Annotated in this window: 21 protein-coding genes; 12 read left to right on the top strand and 9 right to left on the bottom strand. The window is 52.0% G+C overall.

Translation table 11 applies throughout. The features are described 5' to 3' along the window. Positions 1 to 14: 14 nt before the first annotated feature. From nth to ACMYR3_RS09390, 4 genes are all read left to right on the top strand, one after another. Positions 15 to 653 carry an endonuclease III gene (nth, locus tag ACMYR3_RS09375; RefSeq protein WP_424191572.1) on the top strand — a complete coding sequence of 213 codons (639 nt, stop codon included), beginning with the start codon at positions 15 to 17 and terminating at the stop codon, positions 651 to 653. Between the two features lie 45 nt (positions 654 to 698). Beyond that, positions 699 to 1400: a VIT1/CCC1 transporter family protein gene (locus tag ACMYR3_RS09380; RefSeq protein ID WP_424191574.1), complete on the top strand. Its 702-nt coding sequence runs from the start codon at positions 699 to 701 to the stop codon at positions 1398 to 1400. A gap of 56 nt (positions 1401 to 1456) precedes the next feature. Further along, positions 1457 to 1834, top strand: coding sequence for a carboxymuconolactone decarboxylase family protein (locus ACMYR3_RS09385; RefSeq protein ID WP_424191576.1), 378 nt, complete (start codon positions 1457 to 1459; stop codon positions 1832 to 1834). A gap of 199 nt (positions 1835 to 2033) precedes the next feature. Then, positions 2034 to 2456, top strand: coding sequence for a DUF1841 family protein (locus ACMYR3_RS09390; RefSeq protein ID WP_424191578.1), 423 nt, complete (start codon positions 2034 to 2036; stop codon positions 2454 to 2456). 199 nt (positions 2457 to 2655) lie between these two features. On the opposite strand, the gene ACMYR3_RS09395 is transcribed toward ACMYR3_RS09390, so the two are convergent. Together ACMYR3_RS09395 and ACMYR3_RS09400 are read right to left on the bottom strand one after the other, a co-directional pair. Next, complete coding sequence (locus ACMYR3_RS09395; RefSeq protein ID WP_424191580.1) at positions 2656 to 3000, bottom strand: c-type cytochrome; 345 nt, start codon at positions 2998 to 3000, stop codon at positions 2656 to 2658. 11 nt (positions 3001 to 3011) lie between these two features. Continuing rightward, on the bottom strand, positions 3012 to 3344 hold the full coding sequence (locus ACMYR3_RS09400; protein ID WP_424196440.1) for a c-type cytochrome: 333 nt from the start codon (positions 3342 to 3344) through the stop codon (positions 3012 to 3014). A 210-nt stretch (positions 3345 to 3554) separates the two neighbouring features. Between ACMYR3_RS09400 and ACMYR3_RS09405 the strand changes: the two genes are divergently transcribed. The 4 genes from ACMYR3_RS09405 to recJ all read left to right on the top strand — a co-directional run bounded on the left by ACMYR3_RS09405 (position 3555) and on the right by recJ (position 8851). After that, positions 3555 to 4412, top strand: a complete 858-nt coding sequence (locus ACMYR3_RS09405; protein WP_424191582.1) for an AAA family ATPase — start codon at positions 3555 to 3557, stop codon at positions 4410 to 4412. A gap of 83 nt (positions 4413 to 4495) precedes the next feature. Continuing rightward, a complete protein-coding gene (locus ACMYR3_RS09410; RefSeq protein WP_424191584.1) occupies positions 4496 to 5671 on the top strand; it encodes a vWA domain-containing protein in 1176 nt (391 codons plus the stop codon). Between the two features lie 103 nt (positions 5672 to 5774). Continuing rightward, positions 5775 to 7043, top strand: a complete 1269-nt coding sequence (locus ACMYR3_RS09415; protein WP_424191586.1) for a hypothetical protein — start codon at positions 5775 to 5777, stop codon at positions 7041 to 7043. Positions 7044 to 7114: 71 nt separating this feature from the next. Continuing rightward, a complete protein-coding gene (gene recJ / locus ACMYR3_RS09420; protein ID WP_424191588.1) occupies positions 7115 to 8851 on the top strand; it encodes a single-stranded-DNA-specific exonuclease RecJ in 1737 nt (578 codons plus the stop codon). Between the two features lie 124 nt (positions 8852 to 8975). Here the strand turns inward: recJ and ACMYR3_RS09425 are convergent, their stop codons facing one another. Beyond that, positions 8976 to 9998, bottom strand: a complete 1023-nt coding sequence (locus ACMYR3_RS09425; RefSeq protein WP_424191590.1) for a GGDEF domain-containing protein — start codon at positions 9996 to 9998, stop codon at positions 8976 to 8978. 133 nt (positions 9999 to 10131) lie between these two features. On the opposite strand from ACMYR3_RS09425, the gene ACMYR3_RS09430 reads away from it, so the two are divergent. The 4 genes from ACMYR3_RS09430 (at position 10132) to lysS (ending at position 13887) form a co-directional block, all read left to right on the top strand. Then, positions 10132 to 10410, top strand: coding sequence for a helix-turn-helix domain-containing protein (locus ACMYR3_RS09430; RefSeq protein WP_424191592.1), 279 nt, complete (start codon positions 10132 to 10134; stop codon positions 10408 to 10410). Between the two features lie 213 nt (positions 10411 to 10623). Then, positions 10624 to 10980, top strand: coding sequence for a PilZ domain-containing protein (locus tag ACMYR3_RS09435; RefSeq protein ID WP_424191594.1), 357 nt, complete (start codon positions 10624 to 10626; stop codon positions 10978 to 10980). Positions 10981 to 11089: 109 nt separating this feature from the next. Next, a protein-coding gene (gene prfB, locus ACMYR3_RS09440; protein WP_424191596.1) for a peptide chain release factor 2 occupies positions 11090 to 12194 on the top strand; the annotation gives its coding sequence in 2 pieces (ribosomal slippage) (positions 11090 to 11170 and positions 11172 to 12194; 1104 coding nt in all). Positions 12195 to 12345: 151 nt separating this feature from the next. Then, on the top strand, positions 12346 to 13887 hold the full coding sequence (gene lysS, locus ACMYR3_RS09445) for a lysine--tRNA ligase (RefSeq protein WP_424191598.1): 1542 nt from the start codon (positions 12346 to 12348) through the stop codon (positions 13885 to 13887). A 253-nt stretch (positions 13888 to 14140) separates the two neighbouring features. On the opposite strand, the gene nikR is transcribed toward lysS, so the two are convergent. From nikR to ACMYR3_RS09475, 6 genes are all read right to left on the bottom strand, one after another. Further along, entirely contained in the window at positions 14141 to 14632 is a 492-nt protein-coding gene (nikR, locus tag ACMYR3_RS09450; RefSeq protein ID WP_424191600.1) for a nickel-responsive transcriptional regulator NikR, read from the bottom strand. Positions 14633 to 14817: 185 nt separating this feature from the next. Then, complete coding sequence (locus ACMYR3_RS09455; RefSeq protein ID WP_424191602.1) at positions 14818 to 15588, bottom strand: energy-coupling factor ABC transporter ATP-binding protein; 771 nt, start codon at positions 15586 to 15588, stop codon at positions 14818 to 14820. Further along, positions 15581 to 16186 carry an ABC transporter permease gene (locus ACMYR3_RS09460; protein WP_424191604.1) on the bottom strand — a complete coding sequence of 202 codons (606 nt, stop codon included), beginning with the start codon at positions 16184 to 16186 and terminating at the stop codon, positions 15581 to 15583. The genes ACMYR3_RS09455 and ACMYR3_RS09460 overlap by 8 nt, the downstream gene beginning before the upstream one ends. 34 nt (positions 16187 to 16220) lie before the next feature. Further along, positions 16221 to 16865 carry an energy-coupling factor ABC transporter permease gene (locus tag ACMYR3_RS09465; RefSeq protein WP_424191606.1) on the bottom strand — a complete coding sequence of 215 codons (645 nt, stop codon included), beginning with the start codon at positions 16863 to 16865 and terminating at the stop codon, positions 16221 to 16223. Between the two features lie 57 nt (positions 16866 to 16922). Further along, on the bottom strand, positions 16923 to 17441 hold the full coding sequence (locus ACMYR3_RS09470; protein ID WP_424191608.1) for a hypothetical protein: 519 nt from the start codon (positions 17439 to 17441) through the stop codon (positions 16923 to 16925). A gap of 47 nt (positions 17442 to 17488) precedes the next feature. Then, a complete protein-coding gene (locus tag ACMYR3_RS09475; protein WP_424191610.1) occupies positions 17489 to 18205 on the bottom strand; it encodes a DUF4198 domain-containing protein in 717 nt (238 codons plus the stop codon). Positions 18206 to 18207: the final 2 nt, after the last annotated feature.

The following is an 18207-nucleotide window of genomic DNA, read 5'->3' on the forward strand; positions in this document are numbered from 1 at the left end:
TACACCCACTCATTATGAATGCCGCTCGACGCCTCGCCATGCTGCAACGCTGGCAACAAGCCAATCCCGATCCACAGACCGAGCTGGAATACACCACCCCTTTTGAATTGCTGATTGCGGTCATGTTGTCGGCCCAGGCCACGGATGTGTCGGTCAATAAAGCCACACGACGCTTGTTTCCGGTTGCCAATACACCACAGGCTTTACTGGATTTGGGCGAGGAAGGCCTGATTGGCTATATCAAGACCATCGGCCTGTTTCGCGCCAAAGCCAAGCATGTCATTCAGACCTGTCGCAAACTGCTCGATCTGCACCAGGGTGCCGTGCCACAAACCCGCCCCGAGCTGCAAGCCCTGCCCGGCGTCGGCCGGAAGACCGCCAATGTGGTACTCAACACAGCGTTTGGTCAACCCACGATTGCCGTGGACACGCATATTTTTCGGGTTGCCAACCGTACCGGCTTTGCGCCCGGCAAAAATGTCGATGAAGTCGAGCAAGGACTCATCAAGCATGTGCCTGACGCCTTTAAAGAAGATGTCCATCATTGGTTCATTCTGCATGGCCGCTATGTGTGCAAGGCTCGCGCCCCCGAATGCGAGCGTTGCATCGTGGCCGATCTGTGCGACTATCCTGCCAAGCCCCAACCTCAATAGCATCGCTCCTCTCATCTCGATCACTTTTATTCGTTAGCAAACCACATGGCCATCCATACCCATACTCACACCGAGCAGCACTATGAAACCAGCGAACGGGTCCGCGATATTGTGATCGGCATGGCCGACGGCCTGACCGTTCCCTTTGCGCTGGCTGCCGGGGTTAGTGGTGCCAGTGCTGGCGCCGATTTGGTGATCACTGCGGGTCTGGCCGAAATTGCCGCCGGCTCGATTGCCATGGGTTTGGGTGGTTATCTCGCCGCGCGCACCGATCGCCAGCACTATCAGGCCGAGCAGGCTCGCGAAGAATATGAAATCATTCATAAAACCACCCATGAACGCGGTGAAATCATCGACATCATGGCGCAATACGGCGTCTCCAAAGAAGCCTGCAAACCACTGGTTGCGGCACTGGAAAAAAATCCAACGGCCTGGCGTGATTTCATGATGCGTTTTGAACTTGGTCTGGAAGAACCCAATCCCACCCAGGCACGCAACAGTGCCTTGACGATTGGTCTGTCGTATATTTTGGGCGGCATGATTCCACTCTTGCCCTATATGCTCATACCCAATATGCAAGAGGCCCTGATCGTCTCGGCGATTGCCACTTTGTGCGCCCTGTTTTGTTTTGGCTTTGCCAAAGGCCGCTTTACCGGTACACCCGCTTTAGCCTCTGCGCTGCAAACCCTGTTCATTGGCGGACTGGCCGCCAGCGTGGCATTTGGCATTGCACGCTGGATTGGCTGAGCTCACCAGCAGCATGGTTACTTTATTCAAATTTTCAATTTATCTCAGGAGCCAAGATGACCCAATCCGCTGGAGAAAAAATCCGCCGCCAGGTAATGGGCGATGCCTTTGTGGACCGTGCATTGTCCCAAGCCAACTATATGACCGAGCCAGTCCAGGAATTTATCAATGAGCATGCCTGGGGTGCAGTCTGGACTCGCCCTGGTTTGGAATTGAAAACCCGTAGCCTGATCACCCTGGCTGCCTTGACTGCGCTCAAAGCCCCGCAGGAATTAAAAGGCCATGTACGCGGCGCACTCAATAATGGCTGCACCCCCGAAGAAATCCGTGAAACCTTATTGCATATGGCCGTTTACTGTGGCGCCCCGGCAGCGCAAGAAGCGTTTCGCGCAGCCCGTGAAGTGCTTGATGAAATTCTGCCTCAGGGTAAATAAACGCTAGGCAAATAAATCTTGCCAGACGTGATTGAGCCGATCTCAGCAGAACAATCGATTGTTTTTTGTCATTGTCCTGCTGATCACTGACTCAATCAATTCCCTACTTGCCAACGGGATTTAGCGAATACCACACCACTTACTTGCCGATTTGCTATCTTCAGCATTCCCCTCAGCACACCCAATTGATTGACCTGCCATGTTTAATCCCAGCCAAACCGAAGTGCGCGAGTTTTTTTGCTCCACCTGGCGCAAGTACCAGGACAAGCTGCCTCTCACGCCCATGGAAACCATTGCCGGACAATGGATTGCCGAACATCCCGAGTATCATGCCGAACTCGCCTCACCCGATGCAATCCATGCGGACTATTCGGTCGAGGCAGGCAAGAGCAATCCCTTTTTGCATTTGTCCATGCATCTGGCGATTGCCGAGCAACTCTCCATCAATCAACCACCCGGCATCGTGACGGCTTACCAGACCCTGCGTGACCGCCTCGGTGAAGATCATGCCGCACATCATCATGTGATGGAATGTCTGGGACAGATTTTGTGGGAATCGCAGCGCAACAACCTGCCGCCCGATTCTGATAAATATCTGGATATGATTCGCCGCCAGCTTTAGCGCCTGACCCCGTTGGCACAGCCACCACTAACACCAACTAACACTAGGCAGCGTAAGAATCAATCAGCAGGGATAAGAGAAGATGAGCAGCTGACCAAGCGTGTCATGCAACACACGTCAGCCAACTGCTGCATCACCAACAACAAGGCTGGTGATTAAAGTCATGACCGTTGTCATGACTTTAGCAAATCTACAGCAATCACTTCTTGAGTACCAGTGTACCTGGCAGGCTGTGGATATAAGCCGCGATATCGAGCAGTTCATCTTTGGAAAAAGACTTGATCATGCCACCCATGATCGCATTGCCACGACCAACCTGTGGGTTGGTATCACCAACCTGATAAGCCTTCATGGCGTAGTACAAATAATCTTGATGCTGGCCCGCCAGCTTAGGATAACTGGCATCAATTGGCTTGTTCAGGCCTTCACCATGACAAGTCACGCAATTGCCTTTCTTGACCAGTTCTTCACCTTTTTGAATATTGCCGCTGGCAAATGCTGTGGAGCTCGCCAGGAGCGCAATCATCATGAATCGTTTTTTCATTGTCATCCCCCTTATTGAGCTTGTTGTGCGTAATAGGCTGCTACGTCAGCGATGTCCTGTTCAGACAGGCTGCCAGCAATACTGCGCATGGTGGGATGTTTACGTTCACCTTTGGCGTAGGCCTTGAGTGCATTGGCAAGATATTTTTCGGACTGACCACCCAGCATAGGGACCGAATAAATTTCTGGCACAGAAGAACGATAACCAGGAATACCATGACAACCGATACACATGGCCACCTTGTTTTTTGCTGCAACTGCATCGCCTTTGATATCTTCAGCCATCACAGAACCAGACGCAGCGATCAGGCTACCTAACACAACTGCCAGTACACTTTTTGATATTTTCATAGTTTCTACTCACGTTGATCATCAATCACCACTCTGTCAGGCCGTCTCCAGGCTGACAATCCTCTGATTCTAACCGAACCACCGGTTTTCTTGACATGGATCAAAACCCTTAATTTTGCACTTTTGTTGCAGCCCAGCAAACTTGATCCAGCTCTTTTATACTAGACCGACTCATTCAGCCATATTAATCAGCCGGTATTTATCATGTCCCGATTTGAAGGTTCTGCCCAATACGTTGCCACCGACGACCTGAAACTGGCCGTCAATGCGGCCATCACACTGCAACGCCCGCTGTTAATCAAGGGAGAACCGGGCACCGGCAAAACCATGCTGGCCGAAGAAGTGGCCGCTGCACTGGGCATGCCGCTGGCGCAATGGCATATCAAGTCCACCACCAAAGCCCAGCAAGGTTTGTATGAATACGATGCCGTATCACGCCTGCGCGACTCGCAACTTGGTGACGAACGCGTCAAACAGATTGACAACTACATCGTCAAGGGCGTGCTCTGGCAGGCTTTTGAAGCCCAGCAACAACAGGTTTTGCTGATTGATGAAATCGACAAGGCCGATATTGAGTTTCCCAATGATCTGCTGCGCGAACTGGATCGCATGGAGTTTTACGTCTATGAGACCCGCCAGTTGATCCGCGCCCAACATCGGCCCTTGGTGATCATCACCTCCAATAACGAAAAAGAATTGCCGGATGCTTTTTTGCGCCGCTGCTTTTTTCATTACATCCAGTTTCCCAAGCCAGAAACCATGCAAGCCATCGTCGCCGTGCACTTCCCTAATCTCAGGCACGAACTGCTGACGGCCGCCCTGCAATCGTTTTACGCAATCCGCGACTTGCCGGGCCTGAAGAAAAAACCGTCCACGTCCGAACTGCTCGACTGGCTCAAACTGCTGCTGGCGGAAGAGATTGATCCAGCCAGCCTGCAAAGTGACACCAGCCAGTCCGGTAAACCCGTCAGCATCCCACCACTGCACGGTGCACTGCTCAAAAACGAGCAGGACTTGCAGCTCTTTGAACGGCTGATCACGATGAATCGTGGTTTTCGCTAAGCTGCCATGCGCCCTGATTCAAGCCCTTCTTTGCACTCATCTTTGTGCCATGATGTTGTGAACCTCTAGCAGCAGCCAATCTCATGCTCATCGATTTTTTTTACCACCTGCGCAACGCCCGCCTGCCGGTTTCCATCAAGGAATTTCTGACCCTGCTGGAAGGCCTGCAAAAGCAGGTGGTAGCGCCGTCAATTGATGAGTTTTACTACTGGGCGCGGATGACCCTGGTCAAGGACGAGCGACTGTTTGACCGCTTTGACAAAGCCTTTGGCAGCTACTTTCATGGCATTGAAAGCCTGCCCGAACTGGCCGGTGAGATTCCCGCCGACTGGCTGGAAAAAGTGCTGGAGCGCCATCTGACGCCCGAGGAAAAAGCCCAGATCAAAAAACTGGGTGGTCTGGAAGCGCTGCTCAAGCGCTTTGAAGAACTGCTCCAGGAACAAAAGAAAAAACACGAAGGTGGCAATAAATGGATCGGCACCGGTGGTACCTCGCCATTTGGACATGGTGGCTATCATCCCGAAGGCATTCGGATCGGTGGCGAATCGGCCGGCAATCGCACCGCCATCAAGGTGTGGGAACAACGCCAGTTTCGTGATTATGACGATCAGCTCGAAATCGGCACCCGCAATATCAAGGTGGCGCTGCGTCGTTTGCGTCAGTTTGCGCGGGAAGGTGCCGCCGCAGAGCTGGATCTGGCTGACACGATTCGCGCCACCGCCAGCAACGCCGGTTATCTGGACATCAAATTGGTGCCCGAGCGCCATAACCACGTCAAAGTGTTGATGCTCATGGATGTTGGCGGCTCGATGGACGACCATGTGCGGCGCTGTGAAGAATTGTTTTCAGCGGCCAAGAGTGAATTCAAGCACCTGGAGTTTTATTACTTTCATAACTGCATTTACGACTATGTCTGGAAACACAATCGGCGCCGCCATGATGAACGCTTTGCCACCTGGGACATTTTGCGCAAATATTCAGCCGACTATAAGCTGATCATCGTCGGTGATGCCACCATGAGCCCGTATGAAATCGTGCAGGCGCATGGCTCGGTGGAATACAACAACGACGAGCCAGGTGCCGTCTGGCTGCAACGGCTGCTGGATACCTGGCCACACCATGCCTGGCTCAACCCCGAGCCACAGGCAATCTGGTCATACCGGCAATCGGTGGGCATGATCCACAATTTGATGGGCGGCAAAATGTATCCCATGACGCTGGACGGACTCGCCCAAATGGCGCGGCAATTGAGCAAATAAGTAAACAAATAAGTACCGCAACTCAGTGCAGCCAATCCTTGTGCAGATTCGTTGAGCCAATAATCTGCGCCTTGCTGATCCCCGAAAGCTCTACAATAGCAGCATGAATCTGCATATTCTGCTCGCTGGCACTCTCTTTCCTGCTGACCTGCCCATCGCCTTTGTGAACGATCTGCTGCGCTCGGCACGTTTGCCCGTGTTGCAAACGTTAGTGGCGCGTGCCACTGTCACCACGCAGTCGTTTGACGAAACACAGATTGAACGACAGATGCCCTATGAAGTACGTCTGCTTGAACATCACCTGGGACAGCAAGGCACGCAGTCCAGTCCCATTGCTGCCCTCACCGCCTTGGCCCGACTTGATGGGATTGAACTCGCCGCTGATCAGTCCTGGGCTTTGCTGACACCCGTGCATTTTGCAATTGGCCAGGATGGCATTCAACTCGCCAGCGAGCTGCCCGCCCTGGAACCCGAGAGCGCCCAGGCCCTGCTGGAAAGCATTCGACCAGCCTTGCAAGCAGCTGGGTTGACGGTATTATTGGGCGCTCCACAACGTTGGTATGTGAGTGGCGAGTGGCTGGCTGATCTGCAAACCAGCAGCCTGATGCGCGCTGCCGGTCAACTGGTGGCCGAGCATTTACCACGCGCTGCCAGCGCCGCAGTGAATTCTGCTAATTCTGCCATGGTGCGTTTGCCGCAAGATGAACCGGCACGGCGCTGGCGACACTTGCAAAACGAAATCCAGATGCTGTGGCATGACCATCCGGTGAATCAAAATCGGCAACAGAAAGGTATACTCCCAGTCAATTCGATATGGATATCATCGCTCAAGTGCGTCAATATTGGCTCTCAAAAAATACCCTATCATAGTATTAATCATGTATCAAATAAGACATCGATCGATACCGCCATTTTGAGCAATACCTTTGGCCAGCAACTGGCCGCCGCGCAGGGTCAGCCCATGGGCATGGGGCCCCTTCACTTTAATGATTGGCTGCACCAGCAAGCCGGCCTTTGGGCGGAGCGCCAAAATGGTCAACTGGCCATCCAGTCAGCCGCAGCATCAAACAACAGCCATCTCAACCAGCTGATTGGCCTGGCCGCCTTGCACCGCCCCATGCTGGAAGAAGATTGGGGCAGCTGGATTGCAGGTCTGGAGCAGCTTGAACAAAACTGGCTCGCGCCAGCCCAGGCGGCACTCATGGGGCAACGCCTGGACCATCCGCTGCGCCAGATCACCCTCACCTTGTGTGGCCCGCAGCAGACCCGCCAGATCGTCTGCCGCAAAAATGATCGACTGCGCTTTTGGCGCCACAACAACCTCAGCCACCTGTTTCAGGAAATTAAACCAACCAGTAGTCAGCATGTTTAATCGCAGGCTTTGACTGCCTCATCACCCTATATTGCAACGCCGCCATCGGCAACACCACATATGAAGCATTCATGAGCAATCCTGATCATTCACACACGCTACTCATTCAGCGCCAACCGGCTCCCAAAGTGGTGGAGCAACTCATGCGCGATGGTCTGCATCCTTTGCTGGCGCGCATCGTCGCGGCACGTGGCGTACAACGCGCCAGTGAACTGACCGATACCCTGGAACATTTGATCCCGCCCAGCCAGCTCACCAATGCCGATATCGCCGCCCGTTTTTTAGCCGATGCGATTGCCGCAGGCAAGCAACTGCTGATCATCGCCGATTACGATTGCGACGGTGCCACCGCCTGTGCGGTGGGTTTGCGCGGCCTGAAAGCACTGGGTGCCAACGTCAATTTTCTGGTGCCCAACCGTTTTGAATATGGCTATGGTCTCACGCCTGAAATTGTCACGCTGGCCGCGGCCCAGCAACCACGTCCTGACATTTTGGTCACAGTTGATAACGGCATTGCCAGTGTGGCTGGTGTAGCTGCCGCCAATGAACTGGGTTTGCAGGTGCTGGTAACTGACCATCATTTACCCGGCGACACCCTGCCCGCCGCCGCGGTCATCGTCAATCCCAATCAGCCCGGTTGCCAGTTTCCAAGCAAGGCTTTGGCGGGAGTGGGTGTGATGTTTTATGTGCTGCTGGCGCTGCGCAGTGAACTGCGTGAACGTGGTGTGTTTACCGCGCAAAACCAGCCACGGCTGGACAGTCTGCTTGATCTGGTGGCGCTCGGCACGGTCGCCGATGTGGTCAAGCTCGACGCCAATAATCGGCTGCTGGTGGCGCAAGGCTTAAAACGCATGCGCGCGGGGCGCATGCAAGCGGGTGTGGCCGCCTTGTTTCGTGCTGCTGCGCGTGATGCCAGTCGGGCCAGCTCATTTGACCTGGGTTTTGGCCTGGGGCCAAGACTCAATGCGGCTGGTCGACTGGCCGATATGGCCCTGGGCATTGAATGCCTGACCACCGATGAGCCGGGCCGCGCCTGGGAAATTGCGGCCGAACTCGACCGCATGAACCGTGAACGGCGTGATATTGAAGCCGGCATGCAGGCCGAGGCCTTGGCTCAGTTTGATCTGCAACCACTGGCCGAACAGCATACCCTGACGGTCTACAACCCCACCTGGCATCAGGGCGTGATTGGCATTGTGGCATCACGGCTGAAAGAAAAATTTCATCGCCCCACCATCACTTTTGCACCAGGGGCTGAAACCGAATATGGTCAGGAAATCAAAGGGTCGGGACGCTCGATCAGTGGATTTCATCTGCGCGATGCGCTGGATCTGGTATCCAAACGGCAGCCCGATTTAATCCTCAAATTTGGTGGTCATGCCATGGCCGCCGGTTTATCGTTGCGCGCTGACGATTTTGAACGTTTTCAAACTGCATTTGAAACAGTGGCGCAAGAACTGCTTGATGCCACCGCACTGCAACGCCGGGTGGAAACCGATGGCTCCATCGAGCCCGCCTACCTCAAACCCGAGCTGGTGGAATTGCTGGATGAGCAGGTCTGGGGACAAGGTTTTGCTGCGCCGACCTTCAGCGATGCATTCATCGTCCTCAATCAGCGCATTCTCAAGGACAAACACCTCAAAGTGACACTGGTGCGTGCCAATGCGCCACCAACCCAGCTCACGGCCATCTGCTTCAACCGCGCCGAATTTTTACCCGAGCATTGCACCCTGGCTTATCGGGTGGTCAACAACAGCTTTAATGGTGTAACCAAGGTGGAGTTGATGATTGAGCATGTATTTGATTGAGCATTTGATTGAACAAATGTCTGATGGATCGCTGGCATGACATATGACATATGTCGGTCAGGCTGACCAGCATTGGCAACGGCCTCTTTTCTGACCAGGTATTTCATATTCAAACACACCTTGATCAACTCGCCATCGTGGTACGGTTCCGGCCACCTCTTTTGGATTGATAGAGTGCCGCGTCAGCGCGTCCCAGCAGATCTGAAATTGATTCATCAGGCCGATAACAGGCAATCCCGGCTGAAATCGTAATACTGTCAATCATCTCATTGGATGTCACCTTGCGAATTCGGCTTTTGGCAATACCAAGCCGCAGTCGTTCCACAATCGCAAAACAGTCAGGCGCACTGGTTTGCGGTAACACAATGGCAAACTCCTCGCCACCATACCGTGCCACGGTGGTGCTGCCTCTGACCGCCGCCTTCAGCATTTGGGCTACCGCACGCAATACCTTGTCACCCATCAAATGACCATAACTGTCATTGATGCGCTTGAAGTGATCAATATCGATCATGACCAGACAAAATGGCGGTGAGTCCAGTTCCCAAAGCGACAATAAAGCATCCAGACTTTGATCGAGTCCCTTGCGATTGACCAGCCCCGTCAAGGCATCGGTCAAGGCTTCACTGCGAGCACGAGATAATTCACGTTTCAACTCATCAATGGCATTGGCACTGCTGTCCAGCGTATTTTGCAATGTCGCAAGCGTCTTTTGCATGGTCTGGGTATCGCGCAGTAAAACAGTGACACCAGCCTGCAGCCTGTCTGGCACAGACTGGTCCTGTGTCTCAGTCTGCCACTGCATCAAGGCGCTTTCGTAAGTCTTGGATTCAAATCGGGCAATGTCGGTGGTCGTGGTCATATCAGACAGAATTTGTTGAAACTGTTCTGCCGCATGAGCGGCCAAAGCCTCATCCACCTCAGCGATATATTTTTGATACAAGGTACGAACTGTCTGCTCTGATAAACGGGTTTCTGTCTTGCAGGCACCATCAATTGCCTGCTGGAGTGGCACATTGAGTGCCGCCAGACATTCGTACCAGACACTGTAGCTGATTGGATGAAACGCCGCATCATGCTGAGCCATGGAAGTAATGATCATACGTAACAATTCCGCACTTTGCTCAATCGTTTCCTGATACTTCATGGTCATCCTGTTTGGTAAATAAACGTGCATTTGCACGATATGATTTTCAGTTTGTCACAACTTCAATCAGTCTATGGCATATTAAAACATATCCCATTTTGGGTTTTACAAACGACATCCCTAGACTGCCCGGATGTCCAGAAAATCGCCTGCAGCCCTGCACCGTCACGAGTACGCCATTTTTCGCGACATGCTGGTGACCGCGCGCAAGGCACAGGGCCTGATGCAAGCCGAGGTTGCCCTGCAGCTGGGCAAACCTCAATCATTCGTCTCCAAATATGAAACCGCAGAACGGCGCCTCGACTTTACCGAGTTTGTTGATATTGCAATGATCCTCAAAATTGATCCAATTGAATTTTTGATTGAATACCAGACACGCATCAACCAAACTTCGACATACCACAATCGTTGATGCCATCATCGTCAACTGGCAAGCAATTGCGCCGACTTGCCACCTTGATTACCACCACATGCCAATTCTTGTACTCAAATCAGTTGGATGCAAGTGTTAATCGTCAGTCTGACTCTATGAACATCTATCGGTAAAACATCACAATAGCTAACTCAGGTTTCAATTTGCCATGCCGATAACACTCTTGCCGATCAACCCTTTTGCACATTGCCAATGCAACCCCAAGAAGAACGCCGCCACCCGCGAGTCATGGTCAACTGGCCCATTGGGATTCAGTTGCCCGACAAATCCATCATCCGTGGACGCGTGATCAATATTTCAATCGGAGGCATGGGACTGATGATGGATCGGCCTTTGCAATTGGGTATGCAATTCAAGGTGGCGGTCGACATGAGCGAACCTGGCAATCAGGCAATTCGTAGTCGCGTCGTATTTAACTGCCGCTCGGTGCATAGTGTGCTGGCCAAAGAAGGCTTTCGGGTTGGTCTTGAATATGTCGGCGAAATCCCGCGAGCCATTCTGGACAAATGGAAGCATGAACTCACTCTACCAGGCCAGCCCGTAGAGTAAGCGTCCAACCCTGTACCCGATCCAGCCATGCGCCAAGGCTGAAAATTGTGGGCTGAAAATCCGTCCGGCCAGTATAATGTCCTGTTTTTCTCCCGCCTAAAAGTCAATCATGGAAGCAGAAGTCATCAACCAACTGGCCGCCAACCTGTCCGACCTGGACAACCGTGCGCAAGAACTTCGGAGGTATCTTTGACTTTGATGTCAAAGTAGCCCGCTTAAGCGTCGTCGACAAACAGCTCGAAGATCCCAAAGTCTGGGACGACGCCAAACACGCCCAGGAACTGGGCAAAGAAAAAAAATCCCTCGAAGGTGTGGTGATCACGCTCGAAACCCTCTGCAATGGTCTGCGCGATTCGCAGGAACTGTTTGAGATGGCGCGCGGTGATAACGACGAAGACACCCTGCAAGCAATCGCTGCCGATACCGAACAGCTTGGCAAAACGGTGGCTGACCTGGAGTTTCGCCGCATGTTTGACAACCCGGCAGATCCACTCAACTGCTTTCTGGATATTCAGGCCGGCGCCGGTGGTACCGAAGCCCAGGACTGGGCGTCCATGCTCTTGCGCATGTATTTGCGCTACGCTGAACGCAAAGACTTCAAGGCTGAGCTGCTCGAAGAGTCCGAAGGTGAAGTGGCTGGCCTGAAGAGTGCCACCATCAAGATCAGTGGCGAATACGCTTATGGCATGCTGCGCACCGAAACTGGTGTACATCGTCTGGTGCGCAAGTCACCGTTTGACTCGTCAGGTGGCCGCCACACTTCGTTTGCCAGCGTGTTTGTCTATCCGGAAGTCGATGACTCGATTGAGATCGACATCAACCCGACCGATGTGCGCACCGATACCTACCGTGCCTCTGGCGCGGGTGGTCAGCACATTAACAAGACCGATTCGGCGGTGCGCTTGACGCACATGCCATCGGGCATTGTGGTGCAGTGTCAGAACGACCGATCACAACACCGCAACCGTGCCGAAGCCTGGGCGATGTTGCGTTCCCGTCTGTTTGAATTTGAAATGCGCAAACGCCGTGCCGAGCAGGACAAGCTGGAAGCCTCCAAAACCGATGTGGGTTGGGGTCACCAGATTCGTTCCTATGTGCTCGACCAGTCACGCATCAAGGATTTACGGACCAATGTTGAAATTTCCAATACCGGCAAAGTATTGGATGGCGACCTTGATCCCTTTATTGAAGCCAGTCTCAAGCAAGGTGTGTAATCCTGTCGGCCTGCTTTGCCACGCTATGCCACGTTTTGGTAGCAGGCTGTTTGCAAACTGCATAATCACGGTTGCGCTTTCGTCGTCACTTCATTGATATTGAATTTCTGAAGTCCGCATAAAGTACACACCATAACGATACGATTTGATCATGACCGATAACAGTAAAAAATCCATCGCCAATCAGCCAGTGCCACCCGTGCCTGCTGCGCCAATTGATGAAAATCAGATTTTGGCCGAACGCCGCGCCAAGCTGGCCACGCTGCGCGAACAAGGCATTGCCTACCCCAACGATTTTGTGCCACAGCACAAGGCCGCTGATCTGCAGACCCGCTACAGCGCGTTCAGCAAAGAAGAACTGGAGCCAATGAATGTACATGTGGTGGTGTCCGGCCGCATGATGTTAAAGCGCCTGATGGGTAAAGCCGCCTTTGCCACGATTCAGGATGCCAGTGAGCGGATTCAGCTTTATATCAGCAAGGACATCACTGGCGAAGCCGCGCTGGAAGCCTTCAAACATTATGATTTAGGCGATATCCTGGGTGCTGAAGGCAAGCTCTTTAAAACCCGCACCGGTGAGCTGACTGTGGAAGTGACGGCCTTGCGCATGATCACCAAATCGTTACGTCCCCTGCCCGACAAGTTTCATGGTCTGGCCGATCAGGAGATCAAATATCGGCAGCGTTATGTCGATCTGATTGTCACCAAGGAAACCCGCAATACCTTTATTGCGCGCACCAAGGCGATCAGCTCGATTCGCAAACACATGGCTGATGCTGGTTTTATGGAAGTCGAAACACCCATGCTGCACGCCATCCCTGGCGGTGCTGCGGCCAAACCGTTCATTACGCACCATAACGCGCTCGACATGCAGATGTACCTGCGTATTGCGCCGGAACTGTATCTCAAGCGTCTGGTGGTCGGCGGCTTTGAACGGGTGTTTGAGATTAACCGCAACTTCCGCAACGAAGGGGTTTCACCGCGACACAATCCCGAGTTCACCATGATGGAATTTTATGCGGCCTATACCGATTACAAATGGCTGATGACATTTACCGAAGAGCTGATCCGCGCTGCCGCCATTGATGCACTGGGCACTGCCAGCATTACTTATCAGGGCCGTGAACTGGATCTCTCCAAACCCTTCCAGCGTTTGACGATTACCGGCGCCATTAACCAATACGCGCCGCATTACAGCGCCGAGCAACTGACGGATGCTGGCTTTTTGCGCACCGAGCTGAAAAAATTTGGTGTTGAACCAATCAGCACCGCTGGCCTTGGCTCACTACAACTGGCACTGTTTGAAGAAACCGCCGAAGCACAATTATGGGAACCCACTTACATCATTGACTACCCAGCCGAAGTCAGCCCGCTGGCGCGCGCATCCGACACCATCCCCGGCCTGACCGAGCGCTTTGAACTGTTTATGGTGGGCCGTGAAATCGCCAACGGTTTTTCCGAACTCAATGACCCGGAAGACCAGGCCAACCGCTTCAAGCAACAGGTTGAGGCCAAGGAAGCTGGTGACGACGAAGCCATGTATTACGACGCCGACTACATCCGTGCCCTGGAATACGGTATGCCACCCGCTGGTGGTTGCGGCATCGGCATTGATCGCCTGATCATGCTGCTGACCGACTCCCCCAATATTCGTGACGTCATCCTGTTCCCGCATCTGCGTCGCGAAGATTGAGATCAGCCATCTTGCAGGTACAAAAAAGGCCACGATCGTGGCCTTTTTTACGTTATGAAGAAGCTGACCACCGCACTGCGAAACGTGTCGGAATCATGCAAAAATACCGATACTGATCGGTAGTAAATATATAAATAGGCTTCTATAGTGGATATATAAAGGGACTATTTTTTTACTACCAAGGAGTATGAAAATTAGGCAGTTCACTTCAATCAATATCTTCATCATGACCAAACCACCATCAAACTGAGAATCAGTGTGACGGTTTGAAATGAATGTGCGGCACAGCAGTTGCCGAATCCACCTTGGACTGATGACCATGATGGTGATGATGTGGCTGATGCTGCTCTACTGTGATCAGGTTCAACTTGCCATGATACACACCGCGTTCAGCACAGACGGCATTGGCAAAGTGCTGCACGGCCACACTATCACCGCGCAAGATCACAGTCTCCAGACAATGATCGTGATCCAGATGCGCGTGCATGGTAGAAATTGTCAGATCATGGTGATCATGCTGCAACAGCGTCAGTCGCTCGGCCAGATCTCGCTCATGGTGATTGAACACATAGGACAGACACGCAACACAATGAAAACTTGCTTCCTGTACTTGACGAGTACGTTCCAGTTCAGCCCGTAACAGATCACGGACCGCCTCGGAACGGTTGGCGTAAGCACGTTGTGCAATCCAGGCATCAAATTCTTGTGCCAGTTTATCTTCAAGAGAAATAGTAAATCGTTCCACGATGAGGCTCCAGTATCATATGGAAGATCACTGCCCTGACTGACGAAGCTGGCCAGATAGCATAAATCAATGCAATCTCTGTTGGCGGACTCCAATGAATAACCGTTAGAAGCAGTGACCCAAAAACCATATGGTACAGGAGAGTTACAGCATGAGCAGCGCTGAGCAATTGGATTCGTCAATACTTAATCATGCGTATGGCTATGGCTATCATGAATGCTCTTATGGGTGTGGTAATGGCGATGCATCAATCCAGCCTTTTGCAGCAAACTCATATCATTAAGTGCCGTTTGCACAGCACCATCGTATAACAATTGCCCGCCCTCACCCATAACAAGGCAGCGATCCCCCAGTTCTGCCGCCATGGAAAGCTGATGTGTGCTGATGATCACGGTCTTGTTGCAACTGATCAAATAATCAATCAGCCATCCCGCACTGGCAGGATCAAGATGAGCGGTAGGTTCATCCAGTAACAACACCTCAGGCTCCAGAACCAAAATTGAAGCGAGTGCCACTTTTTGTTTTTGACCTCCCGACAATTGAAATGGTGCTTTATCCAGCAACGCCGACAAACCCAATAATTGCGCCCAACGTGCTACTCTGGCAGTAACATCGGACCAGCCTAGCTGGAGAGGCCCATAGGCTATTTCATCTTGCACCGTAGGATTGAACAGCATGGCTTCCGGCTGTTGGAATAACAAAACCATCTCGCGTCGAAACTGGTTGCCCCAATCACGCTCTCGCGTCTTTAAGCGAGTCACTGTCGTACCACAATAAGCATAGTGACCCGTTTGCGCAAAGATTAATCCGTTGAACAACTTGAGTAGACTAGATTTGCCACAACCGTTGGCGCCCAGCAATACCAACCTTTCACCAGCCCTAACTGACAAGGACACATTATCCAGCACAGCCAGACCATCGGGCCAAGCAAACGACACATTTGAAAGTTCAATCATTGGGCACACTTTCGGGCGAAAACATCATTTGTTTTTTATCAGTACCAGCATGGTCATTGAAGCAACCTCGTGAGCGCATTGCCATTGAACTTTCGGTTGCCATAGCCACCGACTTGTCAAGCAGATACAGTGTTTGTGCGACAGCCTCACGACGGCGATCGACCAATCGAGGCCGAACAATCTGCCGACTGATAAATGCCAATTGAAAATCGCGAATGATCCGGTTGAAAACCTGAATCTGCCCCATCGCCAGCGTCACAATAAAACCCAGTGTTGGCCAGCTGGCACAAGCCTGAATCAGATTAATACGTGCCACTAACCAGTACCCCAGATAGACCAGCAACATTACCCGCAGGTTCATCATCACAAGATACCCCCACAACGACATGTCGGACTGCCTGAGCAAAAAATAGCTGACACTAACCGTCAGATTAAACAACAATACGGCACGCAAGGTACGTAACAACAGACGCCAACGCATCATCCCACTCAATAGCAAGGCCAGTAACAGTCCGCCGCCAAGAAGTAACGGGTGATGTATGCAGCCAATCGCAATCACAGCCAGCAGATACAAAAAAAACCAGTTTGAAGCAGTCATTGCCATATTCAGACTGTGTCAGTTGTTGCCGAGTTCAAATCACGTCCCAATGCCGTGTTTTGGCAAAGCGCCATACCAGCATGGTCAACATGGCTTCGCCAATACCGACAATCAGATGCGGGATCACCACAGCTGGCAAGGTAATGCGCCAACCAAAAGGAAAGAACAATGGTGTGCCATCGGATCGGTGCGCCAGCAGAGGTTGTGCGCCCAGCACCAAAGCGACTACCAGTGCCGCAGCCACCACTGAAACCCAAGCAGCAACAAGTACCGCAAAATCCTGGTGCCAGCCAGACAAGCAACGAAATACCAGCCTAGCCATTACTGCACCAATTAGTCCCATAGCCAGCGCATTCACTGGCAAGGCCGTCATCCCACCAGCACCCAGCAGCAGGGACTGCAAGACCAGCACCAGACTATAAGCCAGAAAAGCCAGCCGCATACCAAATAGCAACGCCAGCATGGCCACGCCAACAACGTGCCCCGATGTACCACCTGGAATCGGCACCATGACTAGACTGAGTCCATATGCCAGGGCTGTCATTGTGGCCAGCCGCGGAATCACCTCATCATCCAATACTTGCCGCACACCACGTGCGGCCCATGTCCAGGCCAGCGCGGCAACACCATAGGCAGGCAAATAGGTTTGAGGAGAAAGAAAGCCATCAGGAATATGCATCGTCAGGATAACCTTGGATCAATGAGCAAATAATGGCAAAAAATATACATGCTGAATTCATGGGGATTTCTGGCCAGATCGTACATAACGCCGATAACCAAGCAACACTATTGCCAACAAGGCAATCATGGCAAAACCCGTGACCAAGCGCCAAACCCGTCCAGCTTGTCGGCTACCCACGTTGGTGTTGAAATGCATGTCGGTATTGACGTTAGCCTGTTGTCTGAAACCTGTACCAAGTTGCGTATTTGGCTGAGCATCAAAATGTAAATCAACTCCATGACCGTCTTCTGAAAATGCCCGCAAATGCCAGTGCACAACGTCATCAGGAACAAAAGCAAGTCGGCCTTTAAGATCAGTACGTCCCTTCTGCGAAGGTTGTCCAGCGCCTTCTGCATAAAGTTCGTAAATCTCATAAGAAAACGGTTCGCCATCGGCATAGGTCAAGGTAACGACAACGGCCATACTTTGTTCGATCTGATTCAGCACCTCATGACCAAAAACTGACCAGCTCCCCATCAAAAAGAACAGGAGACTGGCCAGCTGTCGGTTAATAAAACACGAAATGCTACCCAATCAATACCTCATCAACATAAACTGGATTCATCTGAAATATTGAAATATCAAGGTACCACAAAGATAAGATTGGCCGACGCAGAATAAGTATCGGCTGCTGAGTCATTGACCAAGGGATACTTATGACTGGCCGAGATCACCTGTCGCCCACTCGTGACGGGTATCTCGGCTGTTCCATTGATATCGGTTTCAATGGTTTTTTCCTTGGTGTATTCGCCATATTCGACCTTACCACCGGACAATGGCTTGCCATCCCACAAAACCTTGAGAGACAACCGTTTGCCAGCTTGCGGTTTGGTCACAGACAAAGGCACAATTTCCAGCTGCTGCCCTTGCACTTGAGTGACAGCCGCGCCCCATTCAAAGACAGTCTTTCCATATTTGACCGAATGACTGGCACTGATAGTATCGGGTACTTCAGATTTGGGCTGATTTTTATAACCCTCAGTCGTCTTGCTCCAATAACCATTATCAAAAAACACCATAGCCAATCCTGGTTTGCCCGCAATATTGAACTGTACGGCATCCCCATTGCTTGAATTGGGCTTGATCGTAACAGGAAGATTGATACCCTTGTTACTGAGGGCGGTAAGCCGTTTTATTTTGTCAGCCGAAAAAGATTCCAGCTTATCAGCATGTCCATAGACAACCACATAACTATCACCACGTGCCTCAACCCAGGCATCATGTGCACAAGCCGATGTAATCTGCAACGCCAGTGCCACGCAGAAAATTGTTCCCAAACCAATATTTAATGATGTCATGT

The organism is Ampullimonas aquatilis (assembly GCF_049675895.1).
Lineage (GTDB): Bacteria > Pseudomonadota > Gammaproteobacteria > Burkholderiales > Burkholderiaceae_D > Ampullimonas > Ampullimonas aquatilis.